Origin of the sequence: Paenibacillus protaetiae, from assembly GCF_004135365.1 — a bacterium.
Classification (GTDB): domain Bacteria; phylum Bacillota; class Bacilli; order Paenibacillales; family Paenibacillaceae; genus Paenibacillus_AP; species Paenibacillus_AP protaetiae.
The window spans coordinates 3138771-3161607 of record NZ_CP035492.1 but is presented as its reverse complement, the minus strand read 5'-3'; the positions used below and the strand labels follow the sequence as shown (position 1 = coordinate 3161607).

The following is a 22837-nucleotide window of genomic DNA, read 5'->3' as shown; positions in this document are numbered from 1 at the left end:
GGCAGAATGTATAATCTTCGTGTACAATAGAAAATTCCATGAAAGTAGGCGTAATGACGCCAACTTACAAATTTAGGTATTTTGGGAGGATTATTATTTATGAACAAAACAGACCTTATCAACAACATTGCAGCAAAAAGCGGCTTGACTAAACGCGACGTTGAAGCTGTTCTGAACGGCTTTTTGGGTGAAGTAACAGACGCTCTTGCAGAAGGCGATAAAGTACAACTGATCGGTTTCGGCACTTTCGAAACTCGCAAACGCTCCGGCCGCGTTGGCCGCAACCCGCAAACTGGTAAAGAAATCACGATTCCAGAATCCAAAGTTCCTGCATTCAAAGCAGGCAACAAGCTGAAAGAAGCAATCAAATAAGGCATGCGCCTTGATAAATTTCTGAAGGTTTCCCGGTTGATTAAACGCCGCACAGTCGCCAAGGACGTGTCCGAGCAAGGGCGGGTTTGGATTAACGGGCGCGAAGCGAAAGCGAGCAGCACAGTGAAGCCGGGGGATGAACTGCAAATTCAGTACGGCCAGAAAATCGTAACCGTCCGCGTCGAGCGGATTGCGGAGACGACCCGTAAAGAAGAAGCAGGCGAGCTTTACACCTTACTTAAAGAAGAACAGCGCAAGCCGGATGATGGCTGGCAGTGAAACATAAAGCCGTTTGCAAGCGTTAAGCTTGCAGGCGGTTTTTTTGCTTTGGCCCGTTTCTTCAAGCAGGCAAAGCAAGCTGCCGCCGGGATCGCAAAGCCTATACGGGCGGAGAGGGGAACAAGATGCGGTTTATTCGGTCGCTTGTCGCATTTGGCTGGCAGCAGGCTTTGAGCTGTATATTTCCGGTCATCATTTTTGCGGCGCTGGCGCTGACCAAGGCGGTTGAAGTGCCTTATTTTCACCGTTACGATATGATGCTGCTCATCTGCTTGCTGGCTCAGGCCGGCATGCTGGCGTTCAAGCTGGAAACGTTCGACGAGCTGAAAGTTATTTGTATGTTCCATATCATCGGGCTTATGCTTGAGCTGTACAAGGTGCATATGGGCTCCTGGTCGTACCCGGGTGAAGCATGGACGAAGGTGGGAGGCGTTCCGCTGTACAGCGGGTTCATGTACGCAAGCGTGGCGAGTTATATTTGCCAGGCTTGGCGCAGGCTGCAGCTGGATATTGCCGGCTGGCCGCGCTCGTTGTACGCCGCTTCTGTCAGCGCGGCGATTTATTTGAATTTTTTTACGCATCATTATGTGCCCGATCTGCGCTGGGTGCTGACCGTGCTGCTTGTGATCGTCTTTTACCGGACGAAGGTCAGCTTTGCGGTGCGGGGGCGCAGATACAGCATGCCGATGGTGCTGTCGTTTCTGCTGATTGGCTTTTTTATTTGGGTCGCGGAAAATATATCGACTTTTTTTGGCGCCTGGACGTATCCCGGGCAGGCGCAGCATTGGACGATTGTTGGCTTCGGCAAAATCAGCTCCTGGTTTCTGCTTGTCGTTATCAGCGTGATTATCGTCGCCCAACTGAAGCATGTAAAAGGCGCGCAGCGGCAAGCCCGGTTCTAAACCGTTATCCTGTCCCATAAGCTAGTTTTAAGTACAAGCATGCGCGCGGGATGCGCCGGCCGCATACGCTGCTGCGCTTGGAGCGGGAGGGACAGGTTCATGGCGGAACAAAGCAAGGTGCAGAAAAATCAGGAATTGAGGTTGCAGAACCGGAAACTGCTGGAAATTACCGGTGCGCGGAATGTGGACAGCTTCGACACCGAGGAATTTCTGCTGGAGACCGAGCTTGGTTTCTTGACGATTAAAGGGCAGAACTTGCACATTAAGCATCTTAATTTGGAACAGGGGCTTGTCATCATAGAGGGGCTCATCCATTCACTCGCCTATTTGGATGGCAATAACACCGGCAAATCTAAAGGATTGTTCGGGAAGCTGTTCAAGTGACGCTTAGTATGCAATGGTGGACAATGGCGCTTATGCTGCTGTCCGGTCTTGGGATGGGTGCTGTGTTCGACAGCTACCGGGTAGTATCTACCGAGCTGAAGTTTCCGAAGTGGTGGCTTCCATTCCTCGACCTGGCCTATTGGATCGCGGCGGCTCTGATTGTATTCCGGGTGCTGTATGCCAGCAATAACGGCGAGGTGCGCATATATGTGTTCCTGGGGCTGTTTGTCGGGGTGTTGGTTTATTATTTTTTGCTTAGCAAAGCGGTTTCCGCAATCGTCCGCTGGCTGATTGAGGCGGTTCGCACGCTCATTCGCCTTCTGCTGAAGACGCTGGAATGGACGATTGTAAAACCGTTGCTTCTGCTGTACAAATTGGCAAGGGTAATTTTAGGATTTGCGACTGCAATCACTATTTTCCTGTTAAAACTTGTGGTACAATTACTTCGTCCATTTTGGCTGCTGGCCAAATGGATAGTTGGTCCTATTGCCAGGCCGCTCATCAAGCGGGCCGGCCCTTACGCAAGCAGGCTGCAGCTGGCATCAAGAGCCAAAGGGCTTGCCGCCAAAGCCGGATCGCTATGGAACCGATGGTTTAAGCGCAGCAAAGGGTCCGATTAAACTTTGAATAGAATAGCGAGGGAGGTATATTTCGCTAATGGCGATTGTCGCGGCAACGAATTCGAACAAACCGGCAGCCAGACCCGGCTCTAAGCGCAGAATGAAGATTTGGCTTGCATTCATGGTCATTTTTATGGGATGGGCAGCTTATACGTTTTTTGGACAGATGCAGCAGCAGCAGGAGACGGCAAGCCGTTATGCCACCATGAAGCAGCAGCGGGACGAAGCCATTCAGCAGAAACAAAGCCTTTCCGAGCAGATTGATAAATTAAACGATCCGGAATATATTGAGCAGTTGGCAACGAAAGAACAAGGTATGGTAAAAGAAGGAGAAAAGGTGATACAAGTGGTCAAATAGCCGCTTCGAAAACGGGTGAACGTCTGTTGACCTTGCTTCTTCGGTTCGGTTATAATCACGTTGTATAGCTATTTCGCAAAAATTTTAGGGAGGAACATTTTATTTTATGGCAATTGAAGTGGGCGCCAAGTTAGAGGGTAAAGTGACAGGCATTACGCATTTCGGAGCATTTGTCGACTTGTCGGGAGGTGTCACAGGGCTCGTTCACATCTCGGAGATTGCCGATAACTACGTCAAGGACGTGAAGGATCACCTGAAGATTGATGACATCGTTACGGTGAAAGTGATCAACGTGGACAAAGACGGTAAGATCGGGCTTTCTATCAAACAGGCAATTGACCGGCCTGCAGGTCAACAACCTCCGCAGCGTGAGCGCACAGGCGGCGGCGGTAGCTTCAATCGCGCTGGTGCCGGCGGCCCAAGTGGCGGCGGGGACCGAGGTGGACGTCCATTCAAGCCTTCGACTGGCAGACCATCGTATGGTAAACCATCGTTCGGCAAACCGTCATTCGAGGATAAAATGTCACGCTTCCTGAAAGATAGTGAAGAACGGATTTCTTCCTTGAAGAAAAACACGGAAGGCAAACGCGGCGGCCGCGGAGCCAAAAGGGTTTAATACGTCACCTCTCATAATGTTTATAAACTTCAGCAGCCTGCCCGGCATACCCGGGCAGGCTTTTTTGTTTCAGGCACGATTACCGCGCTCTACTCCCCCGGCGGCCGCTTTCCGCAATAAAACGCGGCATACCGCCAAAGAACGTCGGCAGCCCGCCCGCTTACGGAGGCTTATGCTTCTTTTTGTCAAACCGCCTTCCCTGTAATTCGCCACGAAATAAAATTTACTCGGATTCTCAAGCATTCCCGACACGATTGGCGCTGTATTTGCAGCCAAAACGCCGATCGGCGACCTCGTATTTTGTTGAAGGCATGTCCCCGTAACCGGAAGCAAAAACAGTGAAACCGCTTGCAAATCAAGCGGTTGCGGCGCTGCTGACAATCGCTGCAGCGGCATTTCTTTTTGTCGGAAAAAAAATTCAGGCTGCTTCCGCATAATGACAAACTTCATACGGACTGGCCCCTATACTTGGAAACACATTACTTTTGATTGGTGGTGTCCGTAAGGATGAGTAAAGAAAACGTCGTCATGTTTCCGGGTACGAAAAGGACGGGCAAAGCCCGGTCCCTGTTGAAGAGAGCATATGATGCTGTTTCCGGGTTTAGACCTGTCCAGTTGATTGCGGCAAAAAAATGGACGCTGCTGCTTGTAGCGCTTGGCTTCCTGTTTGGACGGGCGGTGCTGCTGGAGTCGCTGATGCCGTTTGCCGCTGCTTATTTCGCCGTTATCTATTTTATGAGAAAGGATGTATACCCGTGGGTGGCGTTATCGCTTGTGGCGGGCAGCTGGTTTGCAATGGAGCCGGCGCCGTTATGGATCGGGATGGAGATCGCCGCTTTATTCTTGTTATTGAAGGGGCTGGAGACGTTCGAGAAAGCCGAGCTGACGTCGGCCCCGCTGCTGGTGTTTATCGCTACGCTGGTGGTCAAGCTGTTTCAGGTGCTGATCGGAGATTCCCTGAGCTGGTACCACTTTATGATGATTGTCGTTGAAGCATCGCTCAGCTTTGTGCTGACGCTTGTGTTCATTCAGGCGCTGCCGGTGCTCACGATGTCCAAGAAGACAGCTACTTTGCGCAATGAGGAAATTATTTGCCTCATGATTATGCTTGCTTCGGTTATGACTGGCCTCGTGGGCTGGTCGGTGTACGGGCTGTCGGCCGAACATGTGATGTCGCGGTATACGCTGCTGCTGTTTGCCCTCGCCGGAGGGGCGCCGCTGGGCGCATCGGTAGGCGTCGTTGCCGGGCTTATTCTGAGCCTTGCGGATTTGCAGGCGATTGTGCAGATGAGTTTGCTTGCTTTTGCAGGGCTGCTGGCCGGACTGCTTCGTGAAGGAGGCAAAATGGCGACCGCTTTCGGGATGCTGCTGGGCACTTCGATCTTATCGGTCTATATCGGCAGCGGCAGCGATGTGATGGCTTCGACCTGGGAATCGGTGGCGGCGGCAGTGCTGCTTCTGCTTACGCCGCGCAGTATGATCCGCATTATTGCGCGTTATGTGCCGGGAACGGGCGAACATGCCCAAAGCCAGCATGATTATGCGAAAAGGGTACGCGAAGTGACGGCCGACCGCGTCTCTCAATATTCGGAAGTATTCCGCCAGCTTTCCCGCAGCTTTGGACAATTCGGGGGCTCATCTGCCGCCGAGACGTCTGCAGCCCGCAAGGATCGGGAGCTGAACCAATTCATGACGGCCGTATGCGAGCAGAGCTGCGCCAGCTGCCATAAACAGAAAGTATGCTGGGAGAACAAATATTTTCAGACCAACAAAATTATGACGGAGATGATGGAGGCGGTGCGGGAAGGGCAAACGTTGCTGCCCAAGGACGTCCCCCGCCACTGGAATGCCCATTGCTCCAAAGTTCCGCAGGTGCTGGGCATTATCCGCCAGGAGTACGAGCTATATCAAAATGATATGCACTGGCGGAAACAATTATTCGATTCCAGGCAGCTTGTTGCCGATCAATTAGCCGGCGTGTCCCAGGTCATGGAGGACCTCGCCAAAGAAATTAAACGGGAGGGGATGACGCTTCATCTGCAGGAAGAACAAATCCGCGAAGCATTGGAGGGATTAGGATTATCGATTCAGGAAATCGAGGTTATTAACCTGGAGGAGGGGAATGTAGAAATTCTCGTATACCACACGTTCCATAAAGGATACGATGAATGCCGCAAATTAATCGCGCCGCTGCTCAGTGATATTCTGGGCGAGCATATCGCCGTCAAGTCGGAGAACGCTCCGGCCAAAAGCGGCGAGCCGGCGTTAGCCGTGTTCGGCTCGGCAAAGGAATACGAAATTGAAACCGGCATCGCCGGCGCCGCCAAAGGCGGAGATTTGCTGTCGGGAGACAGCTTTGCGATGCTCGAGCTGGGCAACGGCAAATATGCCGTCGCCATCAGTGACGGCATGGGCAACGGCGAGCGCGCCCGCGAAGAAAGCAGCGCCGCGCTTACCATTTTGCAGCAGCTGCTGCAATCCGGCATGGACGAGAAGCTGGCGGTCAAATCGGTGAATTCGATTCTGCTGCTCCGCTCGCCGGACGAAGTGTTTGCAACCGTAGATTTAGCCATTATTGATTTGTATACGGCTATGACAACCTTTATGAAAATTGGCTCAACGCCAAGCTACATTAAAAGAGGCGGAGAGGTGATACCGGTTACCGCTAACAATTTGCCGATCGGCATTTTGCAGGACATTGATTTTGATCTTGTTTCTATGCAGCTGCAGCCGGGCGATACGCTTATTATGATGAGCGACGGCATCTATGACGCCCCCGGCTATGCGGTGAATAAAGATATGTGGATGAAGCGGATCATCCAGGAGATGAAAGCGGATGATCCGCAGGAAATAGCGGATATGCTGCTGGAAACGGTCGTGCGGCATCATGAAGGCGATATCGTGGACGACATGACCGTGCTGGTGGCGCGCGTCGATAAGCATTTGCCCGAATGGGCTTCCTTCCGGTGGCCGGGGCTGGACAAGCTGGAGCGGCCGAGGACGGTGAGCTGACTTGCCGCAGGCATACGGATAAGGACGGCATGCTGAGCGGCAGCCGGACCGGATTATTCAGGCATGCAGCCCTCTTTTCGCAAGTATCGCCACCCGTTAAAGGGATTTCATATCAACCACTATTTTTTAAAGGAGCGGATAATAGATGAATCTGAAAATAAGCTTGCAATGGGTGAAGTACAGTGAACGGATCAGTTCCGGCATGCGGAAGGAAGGGATGCTGAAGCTGATCATCCCGCGTGAGGAAAGCGGTTCGGCGGCGGAGATGGCGGGAGTGAGGCGCAAGCGAACCCCAGGCGGGCGTTATTATAATGCGCGGTCGCTGCGCAAAGGCATGCTGGGAGCATCCGGCGTCTATGCGCGCCGAGGACAGCGGCATGCGTTCGGCAAGCAGCCGCTTTCCGCAGCGGCCGGACGAGCGGCACGGCCCAGACGGAAAGACCGACAGATTTGCGCTATCGGTGACAAACCGGATTAGTAAGCCGGATGAGAAGGAGCAAGGGACGCTGCTGCTGCTTTCGATGCTGTGGCTGTCCCTTTGGGGGCTGACTCATAGGTAGAGACGTCTACTCTATGAGTCAGCTCTATTTTTTTATTTTCGGGCTATTTTCGTTTAACCCTCTCAAATTCGGCAAAACTGATAGAATAGCGGTTCAATTCAGAAGGAGGGGTTTGACGATGAAACAAATATTGCTTGTGACGGACGGATGCTCCAACGTAGGGATGAGCCCTGTTGTGGCTGCCGCCCATGCGCAGGGAGAAGGCATTACCGTTAATGTAATAGGCATATTGGATCATGGCGATGTCGGCGAGCTGGGCGCTTCCGAGATTGACGAGATTGCGAGAGCGGGAGGCGGCCTCAGCCGCATGGTGAATACGAGGCAGCTGTCGCAAACCGTGCAGATGATGACGCGCAAGACGGTTATGCAGACGGTGCAGATCGCGGTGCAAAAGGAGCTGAAGCAAGTATTCGGCAATGGCTCCATCGAAGCGCTGCCTCCGGAAAAAAGAAGCGAGGTCGTCCGCGTTATCGACGAGCTGGGCGAGACGCAAAAGCTGCAGGTCGCGCTGCTGATCGACGCCAGCGCCAGCATGAAGCCGAAGCTGCAGGCGGTCGAGGAAGCCATTCGCGACCTGATGCTGAGCCTGCAGGCCAGGCAGGGGCAAAGCGAGCTGTGCGTTTTTCATTTTCCGGGAAGCAGGCACGGGGATGAATGCATTATGGACATCGGCTGGACCTCCGATTTGTCCGGCGTCCATTCCATATTTACGAAGCTGCCGATGAGCGGCACAACGCCTACCGGCCCTGCGATTATGCAGGTCATTGATTTTTACCGCGCGGAAGCTTATGGTAAAGGGAGCAGGGATGAAACGGATGGGATGATGAGTGACTACGTCGTATAAGCTGGAGCTTCGCAAAGGCACGGTTATTGTGGGGAAATGGAAAAGACGGCAATACCGTGTGGAGAAGCTGCTTGGCGAAGGCGCCAACGGTAAAGTGTATTTGGTGGAGCATGGACGCGCCTGGTATGCCATGAAGGTTGGCATGGACGCTGTCGACCTGCAGTCGGAAATCAACGTGCTGCAGACGATTGCGGGACAGCGGCGCAGCGGCCGGGAAGCTTTCCTTATTGATGTAGATGATTTTGTGTCGATCGGAGGCCGGGAGCATCCTTTCTATATCATGCGTTATGTGCGAGGCGTTACGCTGACGCAGTTCATGGAGCGCCACGGAGCGGAATGGTTTCCGCTGCTGGGCCTCCATCTGCTGAACAGGCTGTCGGACCTGCACCGGGCCGGCTGGGTGTTCGGCGATCTGAAGATGGAGAATGTGATGGCGCTCGATTACGGCCATGTCGAGCTCATTGATTACGGCGGGGTAACCGCAGCCGGCAAAAGCGTCCGGCAGTTTACGGAAATATACGACCGCGGGTACTGGAATATGGGCAGCCGTTCGGCGGACAGCGGGTACGATCTGTTTTCCTTCGGCGTATTATGCCTTCAGCTCCATGAGCCCAAGCGGCTGCTGCAGCTGACGAAGGAGCTGCTGCCGCAAAACCGTTCGGCGGAGGAGCTGCTGGAGCTTGCCGAAGGCCACGCGGCGTTAAAACCGTACGCCGGCTGGCTGAGCCGGGCGTTCCACGGCGGCTTCCAATCAACGGCGGAAGCGTCCGAGCTGTGGCGGCAGCTCATGCACCGCCGCGAGCTTGCTCGCCATAACGGCGTGCCGCTATGGATGAAGGGGCTTTTTGCCGCATCGGTGCTGCTGCTGGCCGGTTCGGTATACTGGCTGCTGCGGAATGGGCTGTAGCGGGAGTCCGGCCGTGATTTTATACATAACGGGTTGAAACGTAAAGGTACAACATAGATTGGAGTAGAGGCAGGCAATGGGGATGATGGGAGACGATGGCCGGCTCCGCGCTTTGAAGCGGCTGGCTGCAGAAGAAAAGCTATGGAGGAAAGGAGACCGGGTGGTTGTTGCGGTGTCGGGGGGACCGGACTCGATGGCTTTACTGCATATGCTGAGCAGGCTTCGTGCCGAAGAAGGGATCGCGCTTGTGGCTGCGCACGCCAATCACGGTTTCCGGGCGGAATCTGAGGAAGAAGCGGTAATGGTCCGCGATTACGCGGCGCAGCTTGGCGTTCCTTTCGAGCATGCGGCTCTCCATATGCCAGATTATATAGAAGAAACAGGGATGAACAGCCAGGAGGCGTCGCGGACAAAGCGGTACGCCTTTTTGCATGAAGCGGCGCAAAAGCATGGGGCGGGCATTATCGCCCTGGCGCACCATGCCGACGATCAGGCGGAGACGGTAATGATGCGGCTGCTGCGGGGAACGGGCACAACCGGCCTGGCAGCAATTGCTATGAGAAGAAGCGAAAAAAACGTGGAACTCATCCGGCCTTTGCTTCGTATGAGAAAGTCAGAGCTTCTGCAGTACTGCGCTGATTTCCATATCCCATATTGTATAGACAGCAGCAACGAGAAGCGGGATTACTTTCGCAATGTCGTCCGGCTGGACGTCTTGCCTTACTTGTCCCGGCTTAACCCGGGTTTTACCGGGTCTTTATGCAGGCTGGCCCATATAGCGGGTGCGGAAGACGACTGGATGGAGCATGAAGCGGAGAAGATTTTTCGTGAAACGGTGGCTGTAACTCCATCCGGCGCCGAGCTGGACGCCGAGTCGTTAGCGGGACTCCATGTCGCTTTACAAAGGAGATTGATTAAACTAATATTAAATTATCTTTCTCAAGACGCGGATTCCGTGTCTTTTGAGCAGATCGAGAGTATGCGCGCAGCCGCCCGCACAGGTGCCAAAAGCACATGGAAGCTGGATGCCGGCGGAAATATCCGGTTTCTGAGAGAATACGGCAAGCTTCGGTTTGTCCGGCTTGATGAAGCCCGTCCAATTCCGGCCGAAGGCTCTTATCCATATGAAGTGCACGGTGCAGGCAGCGTAACGGTGAACGAATTTGCTTCTATTTTTACATTTACGGTGCTGCCAGCCGAAGCGAACAGGATGCCTGAAGGGCGCCATGAAGCCTGCTTTGATATGAGCAAGCTGACATTTCCGCTTAAGATCCGAAATCGGCAGCCGGGAGACCGGATGAACATTTTAGGATTAAACGGCTCCAAAAAAGTGCAAGATATGTTCGTTGACGCCAAAGTCGCTCCGTCGCTCCGCGAACGGTATCCGATTTTGTGCGATGCAGAGGGGCGTTTGCTATGGGTTCCGGGAATCCGGAGATCGGGGCATGCACTGGCCCAGGCCGGCCAAACAGAAAGCATTTTGCATGTTCGCATGGAGCATGAATAAGAAACGCCGGTATACTCATAATTATAGTTATAACGTAGGGGATTTTCTTTTGTTAAGCGACATTCAGGAAGTGCTATATGATGAAGGCAAGCTTCAAGCGAAAGTTAAGGAGCTCGGCGAGCAGCTCAGCCGGGATTTCGAAGGGCGGAATCCGCTCGTTATTTGCGTCCTCAAAGGCGCGTTTATTTTTATGTCCGATCTTGTGAAAACAATGACCATCCCGCTGGAAATCGATTTTATGGCGGTATCGAGCTACGGCCAGTCGACCAAATCGTCCGGCGTTGTCAAAATCATTAAAGATCTTGACACTTCTGTAGAAGGAAGAGATGTTCTCATTGTGGAAGATATTATCGACAGCGGCCTTACGCTCAGCTATTTGATTGATGTGCTGGAGCGCCGCAATGCCAAGAGTGTTACGGTAGCTACGCTGTTCGACAAGCCTGCCCGCAGAACGGTTGATCTGCAGGCTGATTACACAGGCTTCACCCTCCCGGACGAGTTTGTCGTCGGTTACGGTCTTGATTTTGCAGAAAAATACCGCAACCTGCCTTTCATCGGCATTTTGAAGCCGGAGGTTTATGAGAAATAAGATGCTTTTGGGGTGACGCGCGGGGGGCGGCAGCCGTCCGCCTGACGCGGCAAGGATGAACCGTACATGCCTTCTGCTCCATTCCCGTTCTATTGAGATGGAAAGTCATGCTATGGTAAAATGTTTAAAGCGTCTGAGAGGAGGTAGGGGATGAATCGGATCATCCGTAACACTGGATTTTATTTAATCATCTTTTTGGTCACCGTCGGGATCATCCAGTTTATCAGCAGCCAGAACGATACTACCGTCGGACTAAGATACGATCAGCTTCGCCAAGCCATCGAATCGGACAATGTAGAGAAGCTGACCTTGAAGTTCGACGACAATACTTATTATGTTACAGGAAGTTATAAGCAAGCGCCGGAGGGAGCAAGCTCCAACAAGTTTGTGGGGCGCATCGGTGTCGACTCAGCCCAGAAGGTTGAAGCCTGGTCCGATGAGAAGGGGATCCCTCTGGAGTACAAACAAATGGATCAGCCGAGCATATGGCTGACGTTCCTATCCTCGATTGTACCATTTGTGATTATATTCATTTTATTCTTCTTTTTGATGAATCAAGCCCAGGGCGGCGGCGGCAAAGTGATGAACTTTGGCAAAAGCCGTGCGAAGCTTTATAACGAAGAGAAGAAACGGGTTACGTTTGAAGATGTTGCGGGGGCAGATGAAGAGAAGCAGGAGCTTGTCGAAGTCGTGGACTTCCTCAAAGATCCGCGCAAATTCAATCTGGTTGGCGCACGCATACCGAAAGGCGTCCTGCTGGTAGGCCCTCCGGGTACCGGTAAAACGCTGCTTGCGCGGGCGGTTGCCGGCGAAGCGGGCGTGCCGTTCTTCAGCATCTCCGGTTCCGACTTCGTAGAGATGTTTGTTGGCGTCGGCGCATCCCGCGTACGCGATTTGTTTGAAAATGCTAAAAAGAATGCGCCATGCATTATTTTTATTGATGAAATTGATGCTGTCGGACGTCAGCGGGGCGCTGGCCTCGGCGGCGGGCACGACGAGCGCGAGCAGACGCTGAACCAATTGCTCGTAGAGATGGACGGCTTTGGCGCCAACGAAGGCATTATTATCGTGGCTGCAACGAACCGTCCGGATATTTTGGACCCGGCACTCCTCCGCCCGGGACGTTTTGACCGCCAAATTACGGTTGACCGCCCAGACGTAAAAGGCCGCGAAGCGGTGCTGAAAGTTCATGCCCGCAACAAGCCGCTGTCGAAAGACGTGAAGCTGGATGTCATCGCGAAACGCACTACCGGTTTTACTGGCGCAGATCTCGAGAACCTGCTGAACGAAGCGGCGCTTCTTGCGGCACGCCGCAACAAACGGGATATTGCGATGGTGGAAGTGGACGAAGCGATCGACCGCGTGATCGTCGGCACAGAGAAGAAAAGCCGTGTCATCAGCGACCGCGAGAAGAAGATCGTGGCGTTCCACGAAGCCGGCCATACCATTATCGGCTACTTCCTGGAGCATGCCGACATGGTGCATAAAGTAACGATTATTCCTCGCGGCCGTGCTGGCGGATATGTCATCATGTTGCCGAAGGAAGACCGTATGCTTGTTACGAAGCAAGAGCTTCTCGACAAAATTACGGGTCTGCTTGGCGGACGTGTGGCGGAAGAGCTGTTTATCGGCGAAATCGGCACCGGCGCTTACAGCGACTTCAAACAAGCGACGAGCATTGCCCGCAGCATGATTATGGAATACGGCATGAGCGAGAAGCTTGGTCCGATGCAATTCGGCCAATCGCAAGGCCAAGTATTCCTTGGCCGTGACTTCGGCCATGAACAGAACTATTCCGATACGATTGCATATGAAATCGACCAAGAAATGCAGCGCATTATGAACGAGTGTTACACAAGAGCCAAAGAACTGCTTACTGCGAAAAGCAAAGAAGTGCATATTATCGCCGAAACTTTGCTGAAAGTAGAAACGCTGGAGCTTGAACAAATTAAAAATCTGATTGAATCGGGTACACTGACAGGCGAAGGTTTGCCTGAAGGGGACACGGTTCCAGCAGAGACAACTTCCGTAGATCCGATCATTGACACGGTTGGCGGAGTTAAAGTTCGGATTCAGACGCGTGAGCCAGGGGACCTGGATGCTCCTTCCGATGTGGATCCATCCAGCAATCCGGATGAAAATAAGTAGATAAAACGCAGGTTTGAACAGACGTTCACGGATATTTGATCCGTTATGAACGTCTGTTCTTTTTTGTGTATACACTTCCTTAATGTTCGGATTTAAGCTATAATCGATTAGGACTTAAAGCTTGTTCATGTTATTTCGCCTGAAAAAAGGGACTATCACGTTTTTATGTTACATTTGTGTCACAAATAAGGGAATAAACCTGATCTTTATGTCATAAATTCTAACATAAAATTATTGACGTTTATTTTTTTGGTCATATAATGAAATAATAGCGACTGGTAGGACATCCTACACATAAAGGCGATAATAAAGCTGGTTGCCCAACAAACAATAATAAAAAGGCTAAGGGGAGAGAACTATGAAGAAATCTGGTTTAATGCTTGCTTTGATTTTGTCACTGACTCTGATTTTGTCGGCATGCGGTTCGAAAAACAACAATACGAACAATACGCCTTCGGCTTCGCCGGATGCATCTGCTTCGGCTGACACAGGTTCCGCTGGTTCCGCAGACGGATCGAAATTTAAAATCGGCATGGTAACTGACGTAGGCGGCGTAAACGACAAATCGTTTAACCAAAGCGCATGGGAAGCTCTTCAAAAGCTACATACGGACACAAGTGCACAAACGAAATACCTCGAAAGTAAAGGCGACGCTGATATGGAGCCGAACCTGAACACATTCGTACAGCAGAAGTATGACCTGATCTGGGGTATTGGTTTCCTGTTCTCCGATGCGATGGCTACGGTAGCTAAACAAAACCCGGATTCGAAGTTTGCCCTGATTGATACGGTTGTGAATGAACCAAACGTTGAATCGGTAACGTTTGCGGAGAACGAAGGTTCTTACCTGGTAGGCGTTGTAGCCGGCCTGATGACGAAAACAAATAAAATCGGTTTTGTAGGCGGCATGGAGCTGCCGGTTATTCAAAAGTTTGAAGCTGGTTTCACAGCAGGTATTAAAGCAGTGAACCCGAATGCGGAAATTCTGGTTTCCTATACAGGCGACTTCAACAAGCCTGACCTGGGCAAAACGGCTGCCGCAACGGAATACAACAAAGGCGCAGACATTATTTTTGCAGCTGCTGGTCAAGCGGGCACCGGCGTATTTAACGAAGCGAAAGAACGTTTCAACTCCGGCAAAAAAGTATGGGTTATTGGTGTAGATAAAGACCAATCGCTTGAGTTTGGCGATGACATTACGTTGACATCGATGATGAAAGGCGTTAACGAAGCAGTATACAAAGTATCCAACGATCTGATCAACGGCACGTTCCAGGGCGGCAAAGAGATTGTCTTGGGCTTGAAAGACAATGGCGTAGGCTTGCCTGAAACTTCGAAGAAAAACGTTCCGCAAGACGTATTGGATAAAGTTAACGAATACAAAGAAAAAATCATCAGCGGTGAAATTACCGTTCCGACAGTTCCAGAAAAGAAATAATTTCGGAGAATGTTCTGTCGATGCATGTCCCGACAAGACCGGCCTCGGAGCCGGTCTTGTCTTTATGTGTATACGGGCAAGGCATTAGCGGCATCGGCTTTCGGTTGTTGCTTGATAAGATCCGCCCTTCGCAGGGCTGGACGCCAAGGAGTTGATTAAAGATGGAGCAAGGCGCACCGGTCGTTCAGTTAAAAGGAATAACGAAACGTTTTCCAGGTCTGGTTGCTAACGATTCGATTAACTTTGAGTTAAAAAAAGGCGAGATCCACGCGCTGCTTGGTGAGAACGGCGCTGGAAAATCGACGCTTATGAATATTTTGTTCGGGCTTTATCAGCCGGATGAAGGCGAGATTGTCATTAACGGCGAGAAAGTGGTTATTGATGGCGCGGGCAAAGCGATTGAACTGGGCATCGGCATGGTGCATCAGCATTTTAAGCTTGTACAGCCGTTTACGGTAGCGGAAAACATTGTTTTGGGCAATGAGCCAACCAAAGGAATTAGCATTAATTATAAACATGCAAATGATAAAGTTCGGGCGATCTCCGAACAATACGGGCTGAAAGTTGATCCGAAAGTGCGGATTCAAGATATAACGGTAGGCATGCAGCAGCGTGTGGAAATATTGAAGACCCTCTACCGGGGCGCCGATATTTTAATTTTTGACGAGCCTACGGCGGTTTTGACCGTGCAGGAAATTGAAGAGCTGATCGAAATTTTGCGCCATTTGGCGGCGGAAGGCAAGTCGATTATTCTCATCACTCATAAGCTGAAGGAAGTAATGGCGCTTGCCAACCGGGTAACGGTCATCCGCCGGGGCAAGGTCATCCGCACGGTCAATACGGCGGATACGAACGAACGCCAGCTGGCTGAGCTTATGGTCGGACGGGACGTAAACTTTGTCGTTGAAAAAACAAAATCGAAGCCGGGCGATGTCGTTCTGGACGTCAGCGGCTTGCAGATGAAAGGTACCGAAGGCAAACAGGTGCTGAACGGCGTAGATTTCACTGTTCGTTCAGGCGAGATTCTAGGCATTGCCGGCGTTGACGGCAACGGCCAAAGCGAGCTGATTCAGGCGATAACGGGGATGCTGAAAGTGAATGGCGGCGAGGTGAAACTCAATTCGCGCAATATTACGAATCAGTCGCCGCGCAACATTTCCGTTGCCGGCGTAAGCCATATACCGGAGGATCGCCACAAACACGGGCTGGTGCTTGATTTTACCCTTAGCGAGAATATGATTTTAAGCACCTATTTCAATGAGCAGTTCGGTAAAGGCGGCTTTATTGATTATAAAGCGATGGATGAGCTGTCTGCCAAGCTGGTAGAGGAATTTGACGTACGGTCTTCCGGCATTCATGCCACTGCCCGCTCGTTATCCGGCGGCAACCAGCAGAAGGCGATTATTGCAAGAGAGATTTGGAAAGACCCTGATCTGCTGATTGCGGTTCAGCCGACACGCGGGCTGGATATCGGGGCGATTGAATATGTGCATAAGCGGCTGGTGGAAGCGCGCAATCAAGGCAAAGCCGTATTGCTGGTTTCATTTGAACTCGACGAGCTGTATGCTTTGTCCGACCGGATTGTTGTCATGTATGAAGGCAAGCTGATGGGCGAAGTGGACGCTTCCGTCCGGAATGACGAACAGCTCGGTCTGCTGATGGCTGGCGATACAAGCGGTTTACTTGCTGAGCCGGAGAGGGGATAACGCATGAGTATACTTAACAAAATATTTACGAAATCGTCGATCCTCGTTCCGTTTGTTTCTATTATATTAGGGCTGATCGTAGGGGCGATCGCGATGCTGGCGGGCGGCTTCAATCCGCTGCTCGCTTATTCGTCCCTGGTTCAGAAAGTATTCGGCACCCCTTATGATATCGGAGAAACGATTCGTGCGATTAGCCCGCTTATTTTTACAGGGCTTGCGATTGCTTTCGCTTATCGTACCGGCTTGTTTAATATCGGCGCCGAAGGCCAGTTTGTGATGGGGATGACCGGGGCGACCATCATTGGCGTTACGCTGGATCTGCCTTGGTATATCCATGCGCCGTTGGCGATTATCGTAGGCGCGGTATTCGGCGGCTTATGGGCGGCGATTGCCGGCTATTTGAAAGCGAAACGCGGCATTAACGAAGTTATTTCTTCTATTATGTTGAACTGGATCGGGCTGTATTTGTCCAACTTGATCGTTTCGAGGTGGCTGGTTGCGCAAGGCCAGCAAAAATCACGTCCGGTCAAAGATTCGGCGATGGTGACGATGGACTGGCTTTCGAGCCATATGAATAACGCCCGGGTACACTGGGGGATTGTAGTGGCGCTGGTTGCGGTTATTTTGTTCTACGTCATCTTGTGGCGGACGAAGCTTGGGTACGAGCTGCGGGCGGTTGGGTTTAATAAAGACGCAGCTTTGTATGCCGGCATGAATGTTAACCGTACGATTGTAAAGTCGATGTTTATTAGCGGGTTGTTTGCCGGTCTCGGCGGCGCATTTGAAATTCTCGGCGTCTTTGGTTATCAGGTAGTGATGCCGGCGTCGCCGGGCTACGGTTTTGACGGTATCGCCGTGGCCCTGCTCGGCGGCAATACGCCAATCGGCGTGCTGCTTGGCGCTATCCTGTTCGGCGGCCTTGGTTACGGCGCGAACGGCATGAGCTTTGAAGCCGGCGTACCTAACGAAATTTCCCGGATTGTAATCGGGTCGATTATTTTCTTTGTGGCAGCGCACGGCATTGTGAAGTTTTTCCTGAAGCCTTTCTTCAGAACACGTTCGGGCAAAGGCAAAGGCGATCAACAAGGACAGAAGGAGGCGGTCTAACGTGAATGTTGCTGAAATATTGGGCCAGCTCGTCAACATTACGCTCGTATTTTCGACGGCATTGATTTTCACGGCGTTAGGCGGCTTGTTCTCGGAGCGGTCCGGCGTCATCAACATCGGTCTGGAAGGCTTGATGGTAGTGGGGGCTTTTTCATCGGCCGTCATTACCGATTACGCGACAAAAGGCGGCATGGGGCAAGGGTCGCCGTGGGTCGGGTTGCTTGCTGCGATGGTGTTTGGCATAGTGTTCTCACTGCTGCATGCCGTAGCGACGATAACGTTTAAAGCGGACCAGACGATCGTTGGGGTTGTCATTAACATATTGGCGTCCGGTCTCGCGATTTATTTGACGAAGTCGATTTATGAAGGTTCTGGCCAGACGCCTACGCTGGACATTCCGTTTCACAAATGGGTGATTCCGGGCTTGTCGGATATTCCGTTCCTCGGAGATGCGATTTTTACCGCGTACCCGACGACTTACATCGTCATTGTGTTATGTATTATCGGTTACTTCGTATTGTTCCGTACACCTTTTGGCCTTCGTTTACGGGCGGTTGGCGAGCATCCAAGCTCGGCCGACACAGTGGGCATCAGCGTTACGAAATACCGTTACATCGGCGTTATGCTGAGCGGCGCAATGGCCGGCCTTGGCGGCGCAACGATTACGTTGACCACGACAAGCGGTTTTGCGCACAACACGATATCGGGGCAAGGCTTTATAGCCATTGCCGCCGTCATCTTCGGCAGATGGAATCCGCTTGGCGTAGCCGGCGCGGCCATTTTCTTCGGCTTCGCTCAAGCGCTTCGCACATGGATGCAGCTGTTTGACTGGGCGCGGGACATTCCTTCGGAAGTGTTCTACATGCTTCCTTATATATTAACGCTGCTCGTGCTGGCGGTATTTACGAAACGTTCCTTTGCGCCTGCCGCGCTGGGCGAGCCGTACGATCCGGCCAAGCGCTAGCTGGCCGCTTCACCTGTTTGCACATCAAGAGGTCTCCTTGCCGTCAGGGCAAGGAGGCCTTTTTTTGAGCGGCCTGCGGCTTTCGATTTACTTGTGAGTAAAAAGTGACGGAATTATGTAGATTTCATTGACAGTCGCATCCGCCTGGAGTAAATTTGAATCAACAGATTTGAATTTTTGAGGCAATTAGACTTTCCAAGTATGTGCATGATTTCACAAAGTCTAAAAATGCCATATTCGGAATGGGCATATTGAACGGGCTCATCCCTTTTCAGAGGAGAGGATTAACGTGGAAGCATTGGCACTGGAGCGCAAAGCGGAACAGAACCGTGAGCTGCGCGAGAGGCTATTGCAGTTGAAGAAAGAGCGCAATGCCATTATTTTAGCTCATTATTATCAGCGTGACGAAATTCAGGAGGTTGCCGATTTTCGCGGAGACTCTTTCCTGCTTGCTCAAAAAGCAGCGCAAACCGATGCGGACGTTATCGTGTTTTGCGGCGTGCATTTTATGGGCGAGAGCGCAAAAATTTTGGCTCCGAATAAAACGGTTATTATCCCCGACGAGCGCGCCGGCTGTCCGATGGCTGACATGGTGAACGTAGACGGGCTTCGCAAGCTGAAAGCGCAGCATCCGAACGCAACGGTTGTCACCTATATCAACTCTTCTGCAGAAATTAAAGCGGAAACCGATATTTGCTGCACCTCGGCGAATGCAGTCAGAGTAGTCAATTCGGTGGAAAGCGACGAAATCATTTGGGTGCCGGACAAAAACCTGGGCCATTACGTTCAGCAAAATACCGACAAAAAGATGATCATTTGGGAAGGGTACTGCAATACCCACGACATGTTGACCGTAAAAGATGTTGAAGAAATGAAAGCAAAATATCCAAACGCTGAATTTGTGGTCCATCCGGAATGCCGTCCGGAAGTTGTGGCGCTTGGCGATTTTGTAGGCAGTACGACCGCTATTATTAAATATTGCAAAGAATCGGATAAAAAAGAGTTTATTGTCGGGACGGAAGACGGAACCGGCTACCAGCTTCGCCTGGACAGCCCGGATAAAACGTTCCATTTTGCATCTAAATATTTGGTTTGCCCGAACATGAAGGTCAACAATTTGAAAAAGCTCGTGAAAGCACTGGAAACGATGCAGCCGCAAATTTATGTCCCTAACGATGTTGCAGACAAAGCCCGTTTATCCCTGGAGCGCATGTTACTCGTGAAGTAGCATGCGCTACTCCTTCTTTGGAGGCGTAATGCCATGATTCCTAGATATTTAATTGATTTTGATCTGGCCGAGCTGCCGGTTATAGAAAAAGACGTTATTGTCATCGGGGCCGGCATTGCCGGTCTTTTTACCGCGATAAAAGCAAGCGAAACCGAATCCGTCCTGATGATTACGAAAAAATCGCTGATGGACAGCAATACCCGCTTTGCCCAAGGCGGCATAGCGGCGGTGCTGTCGGATGAGGATTCGCCGGAATACCATCTGCAGGATACTTTGTTTGCCGGCGCAGGCCTTTGCGACCGCGAAGCGGTGGAGGTGCTCGTGCATGAAGGTCCGGAGGGCGTCCAGCATCTGATTGAAATGGGCACCCATTTCGATACCGAAAACGGGGAGTATGCGCTGACGAAGGAAGGCGCGCACAGCCAGCGCCGCATTCTCCATGCCAATGGCGATGCGACCGGCTACGAAATTGTACGCGCATTGTCGGAGAAGGCTACCGCTAATCCGGGGATTGAGATTTGGGATGATCATTTTGTAATCGACCTGGTGACGGAAGAGGGAGTGTGCTGCGGCGCAATCGTCCAGAAGCCTGACGGGCAAAAAGTATTCGTCCGCGGCAAAGCGACGGTGCTGTGCTCAGGCGGCACCGGCCAATTGTACCGCTATACGACCAATCCGGATGTTGCGACCGGCGACGGGATTGCGATGGCTTATCGCGCCGGTGCCGATATACGCGATATGGAATTTATCCAGTTTCACCCGACTTCGCTTTGTTATCCGGGGGCGCCGCGGTTTCTGATTTCGGAGGCTGTCCGCGGCGAAGGCGCGGTTTTGCGCAACATTCGCGGCGAGCGGTTTATGGAGCGTTACCACGAGCAGCTGGAGCTGGCGCCGCGCGACGTAGTAGCCCGGGCCATTCTGAATGAAATAGAAGAAACGAAGTCCACGTTTGTTTACATTGATATTACGCATGAATCAGCGGAAATGGTTATGCACCGTTTTCCGAATATTTATGAATATTGCTTGCGGTACGGCCTTGATTTGACAAGCGACTGGATTCCGGTTGCGCCAGCGGCCCATTATATGATGGGCGGCGTAAAAACCGATTTGAACGGGGAAACCAATATTAAGCGGCTGTTTGCGTGCGGCGAAGTATCCTCTACAGGCGTACACGGCGCAAACCGGCTGGCGAGCAACTCCTTGTCGGAAGCCGTTGTGTTCGGTAAACGGATTGTAGAACGCATCCGGACGCTTGCGCCGCTGACGGAGCAGCCGCAAATTGTAAATGAGCATGTTCGTACAAATGTTCCGATGCAGGCGGTTGTCGAGAGACGGCTGAAGCTGCAAAAGGTGATGGTCCGGTATATCGGCTTGCTTCGGAATGCCGAAGGGCTTCTGAAAGGCCAGGAAGAGCTGAAGCGGCAGCTTTCCATCTTCCAGTCGATTCTCACCAAGCGGGAGGAATACGAATTTGCCAACCTGCTTACCTGCGCCCTGCTGATGGCGGAATCGGCTTTGCAGCGCGAAGAAAGCCGCGGCGCACATTACCGGGAAGATTATCCGGAGCGCAATGATGCCGTATGGCATAAACACACCGTGCTGAACCGGGAGTCGGACAGCATGATGAAGGAGCGTGAACAGCATGTTTGAATGGACGAAAGGCGGAGCTTATGATGAAGCGCTGCGCCAAAAAATCCGCGGATGGCTGGATGAAGATATCGGCAGCGGAGATATTACAACGGAAACGACCATTCCGGCGGGAGCCGTGTCGCGGGCGGTTATTCACGTCAAGGAAAGCGGCATGATCGCCGGCATTCCGGTCGCTAAGCTTGTATTTGATGTCGTAGACAGCTCGCTTGTATTTGAAGCGAAGGTGCAGGACGGCGACCGCGTCGAGAAAGGCACGGTCATCGCAGTAGTGGAAGGCAGCACGCACAGCCTGCTGACGGGCGAGAGGCTGGCGCTGAACCTGATGCAGCGCTTGTCCGGCATCGCGACCAAAACGGATCAATTTGTCCAAGCGCTGAAAGGATTGCCGACCCGCCTGGTCGATACGCGCAAAACGACGCCGGGCCACCGCATGCTTGAAAAGTATGCCGTACGCGTCGGCGGCGGAGCCAATCATCGCTTCGGGCTGTATGATGCGGTGATGATCAAAGACAACCACATTAAAGGCGCCGGCGGCATTCGCGCCGCGGTAGCAGCTTCGCGCGCCCAAATTCCGCATACGATGAAGATCGAGGTGGAAGTCGAATCGCTGGAGCAAATGGAAGAAGCGCTCGCCAGCGGCGCGGATATTATTATGTTCGACAATATGCCGCAGCCGCTTATGAAGGAAGCGGTGCAGCGCGTGAAATCGGCAGCGCCGCATGTTATGCTGGAAGCATCCGGCGGCGTCAGCCTAGATACGATTCACAGTATCGCAGAAACCGGCGTTGATGTCATTTCGGTCGGCCAATTGACTTATTCGTTTGCCGCGCTGGACATCAGCCTTGATCTTAACGCCCCTAAAGGAGGAGCGGTCAAGTGATTTTGGTGATTGATGTTGGGAATACCAATATCGTGCTCGGCATTTATAAGAAAAAGGAGCTGCTGCATCATTGGCGGCTCAGCACGAACCGGACGGGCACGGTGGATGAATACGGCATTCAAATCCATAACTTGTTCCAATTCGCCGGCGTGCGCCTCGATCAGATGGAAGGGGTCATCATTTCCTCTGTCGTACCGCCGCTGATGCGGACATTGGAGCAGCTTTGCACGAAATATTTGCGCAAGACACCGCTTGTTGTAGGGCCAGGCATCAAAACGGGCCTGAATATTCGTTACGAAAACCCGCGCGAAGTCGGCGCGGACCGGATCGTCAATTCCGTTGCCGGCATTGTAAAATACGGCGCGCCGCTTATTGTGGTTGATTTCGGCACGGCGACTACGTTTGACTACATAGACGCCGCAGGCGATTATTTGGGCGGAGCGATTGTGCCGGGTATCGGCATTTCGACCGAAGCGCTGTACCAGCGCGCCGCCAAGCTGCCGCGCATTGAACTGGCGAAGCCGCGCAGCGTGATCGGCCGCAATCCGGTAGCCTCGATGCAGGCGGGTATTATTTACGGCTATGCCGGGCAAGTAGACGGCATTGTGCGCAAAATCCGCAGCGAATTTAATGTAAGTCCCCGCGTTGTCGCAACAGGGGGCTGGCGGAACTGATCGCCTCGGAATCGGAAACGATCGAGCTGGTGGATCCGCTGTTGACGCTGGAAGGCTTGCGCTTAATTTATGAACGGAATCAGGAGGCTTAA

21 protein-coding genes and 1 pseudogene are annotated in these 22837 nt (G+C 52.2%); all 22 read left to right on the top strand.

What is annotated here, in order from left to right; translation table 11 throughout:
* Positions 1 to 99: 99 nt before the first annotated feature.
* The 22 genes and pseudogenes from ET464_RS14625 to ET464_RS14520 all read left to right on the top strand — a co-directional run bounded on the left by ET464_RS14625 (position 100) and on the right by ET464_RS14520 (position 22837).
* On the top strand, positions 100 to 372 hold the full coding sequence (locus ET464_RS14625) for an HU family DNA-binding protein (protein ID WP_129442093.1): 273 nt from the start codon (positions 100 to 102) through the stop codon (positions 370 to 372).
* A gap of 3 nt (positions 373 to 375) precedes the next feature.
* Complete coding sequence (locus ET464_RS14620; RefSeq protein ID WP_129442091.1) at positions 376 to 651, top strand: RNA-binding S4 domain-containing protein; 276 nt, start codon at positions 376 to 378, stop codon at positions 649 to 651.
* Between the two features lie 125 nt (positions 652 to 776).
* Positions 777 to 1553: a DUF817 domain-containing protein gene (locus tag ET464_RS14615; RefSeq protein WP_129442088.1), complete on the top strand. Its 777-nt coding sequence runs from the start codon at positions 777 to 779 to the stop codon at positions 1551 to 1553.
* A gap of 99 nt (positions 1554 to 1652) precedes the next feature.
* The gene (yabP, locus tag ET464_RS14610; RefSeq protein WP_129442086.1) at positions 1653 to 1937 is read left to right on the top strand and encodes a sporulation protein YabP; all 285 of its coding nucleotides are present in this window, start codon (positions 1653 to 1655) and stop codon (positions 1935 to 1937) included.
* A complete protein-coding gene (yabQ, locus tag ET464_RS14605; protein WP_244226546.1) occupies positions 1934 to 2557 on the top strand; it encodes a spore cortex biosynthesis protein YabQ in 624 nt (207 codons plus the stop codon). The genes yabP and yabQ overlap by 4 nt, the downstream gene beginning before the upstream one ends.
* A gap of 37 nt (positions 2558 to 2594) precedes the next feature.
* Complete coding sequence (locus ET464_RS14600) at positions 2595 to 2915, top strand: FtsB family cell division protein (RefSeq protein WP_129442084.1); 321 nt, start codon at positions 2595 to 2597, stop codon at positions 2913 to 2915.
* 106 nt (positions 2916 to 3021) lie between these two features.
* On the top strand, positions 3022 to 3531 hold the full coding sequence (locus tag ET464_RS14595; RefSeq protein ID WP_129442082.1) for a S1 domain-containing RNA-binding protein: 510 nt from the start codon (positions 3022 to 3024) through the stop codon (positions 3529 to 3531).
* A gap of 507 nt (positions 3532 to 4038) precedes the next feature.
* Positions 4039 to 6543: a stage II sporulation protein E gene (gene spoIIE / locus ET464_RS14590; RefSeq protein WP_129442080.1), complete on the top strand. Its 2505-nt coding sequence runs from the start codon at positions 4039 to 4041 to the stop codon at positions 6541 to 6543.
* A gap of 145 nt (positions 6544 to 6688) precedes the next feature.
* Positions 6689 to 7021, top strand: coding sequence for a hypothetical protein (locus ET464_RS14585; protein WP_129442078.1), 333 nt, complete (start codon positions 6689 to 6691; stop codon positions 7019 to 7021).
* Between the two features lie 200 nt (positions 7022 to 7221).
* The gene (locus ET464_RS14580; RefSeq protein ID WP_129442076.1) at positions 7222 to 7947 is read left to right on the top strand and encodes a vWA domain-containing protein; all 726 of its coding nucleotides are present in this window, start codon (positions 7222 to 7224) and stop codon (positions 7945 to 7947) included.
* Positions 7931 to 8854: a protein kinase domain-containing protein gene (locus tag ET464_RS14575; RefSeq protein WP_129442074.1), complete on the top strand. Its 924-nt coding sequence runs from the start codon at positions 7931 to 7933 to the stop codon at positions 8852 to 8854. Before ET464_RS14580 ends, ET464_RS14575 begins: the two co-directional genes overlap by 17 nt.
* Positions 8855 to 8936: 82 nt before the next feature.
* On the top strand, positions 8937 to 10361 hold the full coding sequence (tilS, locus tag ET464_RS14570) for a tRNA lysidine(34) synthetase TilS (RefSeq protein ID WP_129442072.1): 1425 nt from the start codon (positions 8937 to 8939) through the stop codon (positions 10359 to 10361).
* A 49-nt stretch (positions 10362 to 10410) separates the two neighbouring features.
* Entirely contained in the window at positions 10411 to 10950 is a 540-nt protein-coding gene (gene hpt, locus ET464_RS14565) for a hypoxanthine phosphoribosyltransferase (protein WP_129442070.1), read from the top strand.
* A 150-nt stretch (positions 10951 to 11100) separates the two neighbouring features.
* Positions 11101 to 13098, top strand: a complete 1998-nt coding sequence (gene ftsH, locus ET464_RS14560) for an ATP-dependent zinc metalloprotease FtsH (RefSeq protein ID WP_129442068.1) — start codon at positions 11101 to 11103, stop codon at positions 13096 to 13098.
* Positions 13099 to 13456: 358 nt separating this feature from the next.
* On the top strand, positions 13457 to 14536 hold the full coding sequence (locus ET464_RS14555) for a BMP family lipoprotein (RefSeq protein ID WP_129442066.1): 1080 nt from the start codon (positions 13457 to 13459) through the stop codon (positions 14534 to 14536).
* 161 nt (positions 14537 to 14697) lie between these two features.
* Entirely contained in the window at positions 14698 to 16242 is a 1545-nt protein-coding gene (locus tag ET464_RS14550) for an ABC transporter ATP-binding protein (protein WP_129442064.1), read from the top strand.
* A 3-nt stretch (positions 16243 to 16245) separates the two neighbouring features.
* On the top strand, positions 16246 to 17349 hold the full coding sequence (locus ET464_RS14545) for an ABC transporter permease (protein WP_129442061.1): 1104 nt from the start codon (positions 16246 to 16248) through the stop codon (positions 17347 to 17349).
* A gap of 1 nt (position 17350) precedes the next feature.
* Positions 17351 to 18313, top strand: coding sequence for an ABC transporter permease (locus tag ET464_RS14540; protein WP_129442059.1), 963 nt, complete (start codon positions 17351 to 17353; stop codon positions 18311 to 18313).
* Between the two features lie 289 nt (positions 18314 to 18602).
* Complete coding sequence (gene nadA, locus ET464_RS14535) at positions 18603 to 19541, top strand: quinolinate synthase NadA (RefSeq protein ID WP_129442057.1); 939 nt, start codon at positions 18603 to 18605, stop codon at positions 19539 to 19541.
* A 33-nt stretch (positions 19542 to 19574) separates the two neighbouring features.
* On the top strand, positions 19575 to 21191 hold the full coding sequence (gene nadB, locus ET464_RS14530) for an L-aspartate oxidase (protein ID WP_129442055.1): 1617 nt from the start codon (positions 19575 to 19577) through the stop codon (positions 21189 to 21191).
* Positions 21184 to 22071 (top strand): carboxylating nicotinate-nucleotide diphosphorylase, encoded by an 888-nt coding sequence (nadC, locus tag ET464_RS14525; RefSeq protein ID WP_129442053.1) that lies wholly within the window; start codon positions 21184 to 21186, stop codon positions 22069 to 22071. The genes nadB and nadC overlap by 8 nt, the downstream gene beginning before the upstream one ends.
* Positions 22068 to 22837: pseudogene (locus tag ET464_RS14520) on the top strand (type III pantothenate kinase). The gene nadC and the pseudogene ET464_RS14520 overlap by 4 nt, the downstream one beginning before the upstream one ends.

Bases quoted from the DNA above. Each gene is read 5' to 3' on its own strand.
- tilS (WP_129442072.1), top strand. From the start codon at position 8,937: ATGATGGGAGACGATGGCCGGCTCCGCGCTTTGAAGCGGCTGGCTGCA.
- ET464_RS14600 (WP_129442084.1), top strand. From the start codon at position 2,595: ATGGCGATTGTCGCGGCAACGAATTCGAACAAACCGGCAGCCAGACCC.
- yabP (WP_129442086.1), top strand. From the start codon at position 1,653: ATGGCGGAACAAAGCAAGGTGCAGAAAAATCAGGAATTGAGGTTGCAG.
- ET464_RS14625 (WP_129442093.1), top strand. From the start codon at position 100: ATGAACAAAACAGACCTTATCAACAACATTGCAGCAAAAAGCGGCTTG.
- ET464_RS14595 (WP_129442082.1), top strand. From the start codon at position 3,022: ATGGCAATTGAAGTGGGCGCCAAGTTAGAGGGTAAAGTGACAGGCATT.
- spoIIE (WP_129442080.1), top strand. From the start codon at position 4,039: ATGAGTAAAGAAAACGTCGTCATGTTTCCGGGTACGAAAAGGACGGGC.
- nadC (WP_129442053.1), top strand. From the start codon at position 21,184: ATGTTTGAATGGACGAAAGGCGGAGCTTATGATGAAGCGCTGCGCCAA.
- ET464_RS14620 (WP_129442091.1), top strand. From the start codon at position 376: ATGCGCCTTGATAAATTTCTGAAGGTTTCCCGGTTGATTAAACGCCGC.
- ET464_RS14585 (WP_129442078.1), top strand. From the start codon at position 6,689: ATGAATCTGAAAATAAGCTTGCAATGGGTGAAGTACAGTGAACGGATC.
- ET464_RS14580 (WP_129442076.1), top strand. From the start codon at position 7,222: ATGAAACAAATATTGCTTGTGACGGACGGATGCTCCAACGTAGGGATG.
- ET464_RS14555 (WP_129442066.1), top strand. From the start codon at position 13,457: ATGAAGAAATCTGGTTTAATGCTTGCTTTGATTTTGTCACTGACTCTG.
- ET464_RS14615 (WP_129442088.1), top strand. From the start codon at position 777: ATGCGGTTTATTCGGTCGCTTGTCGCATTTGGCTGGCAGCAGGCTTTG.
- ET464_RS14545 (WP_129442061.1), top strand. From the start codon at position 16,246: ATGAGTATACTTAACAAAATATTTACGAAATCGTCGATCCTCGTTCCG.
- nadB (WP_129442055.1), top strand. From the start codon at position 19,575: ATGATTCCTAGATATTTAATTGATTTTGATCTGGCCGAGCTGCCGGTT.
- ftsH (WP_129442068.1), top strand. From the start codon at position 11,101: ATGAATCGGATCATCCGTAACACTGGATTTTATTTAATCATCTTTTTG.
- ET464_RS14550 (WP_129442064.1), top strand. From the start codon at position 14,698: ATGGAGCAAGGCGCACCGGTCGTTCAGTTAAAAGGAATAACGAAACGT.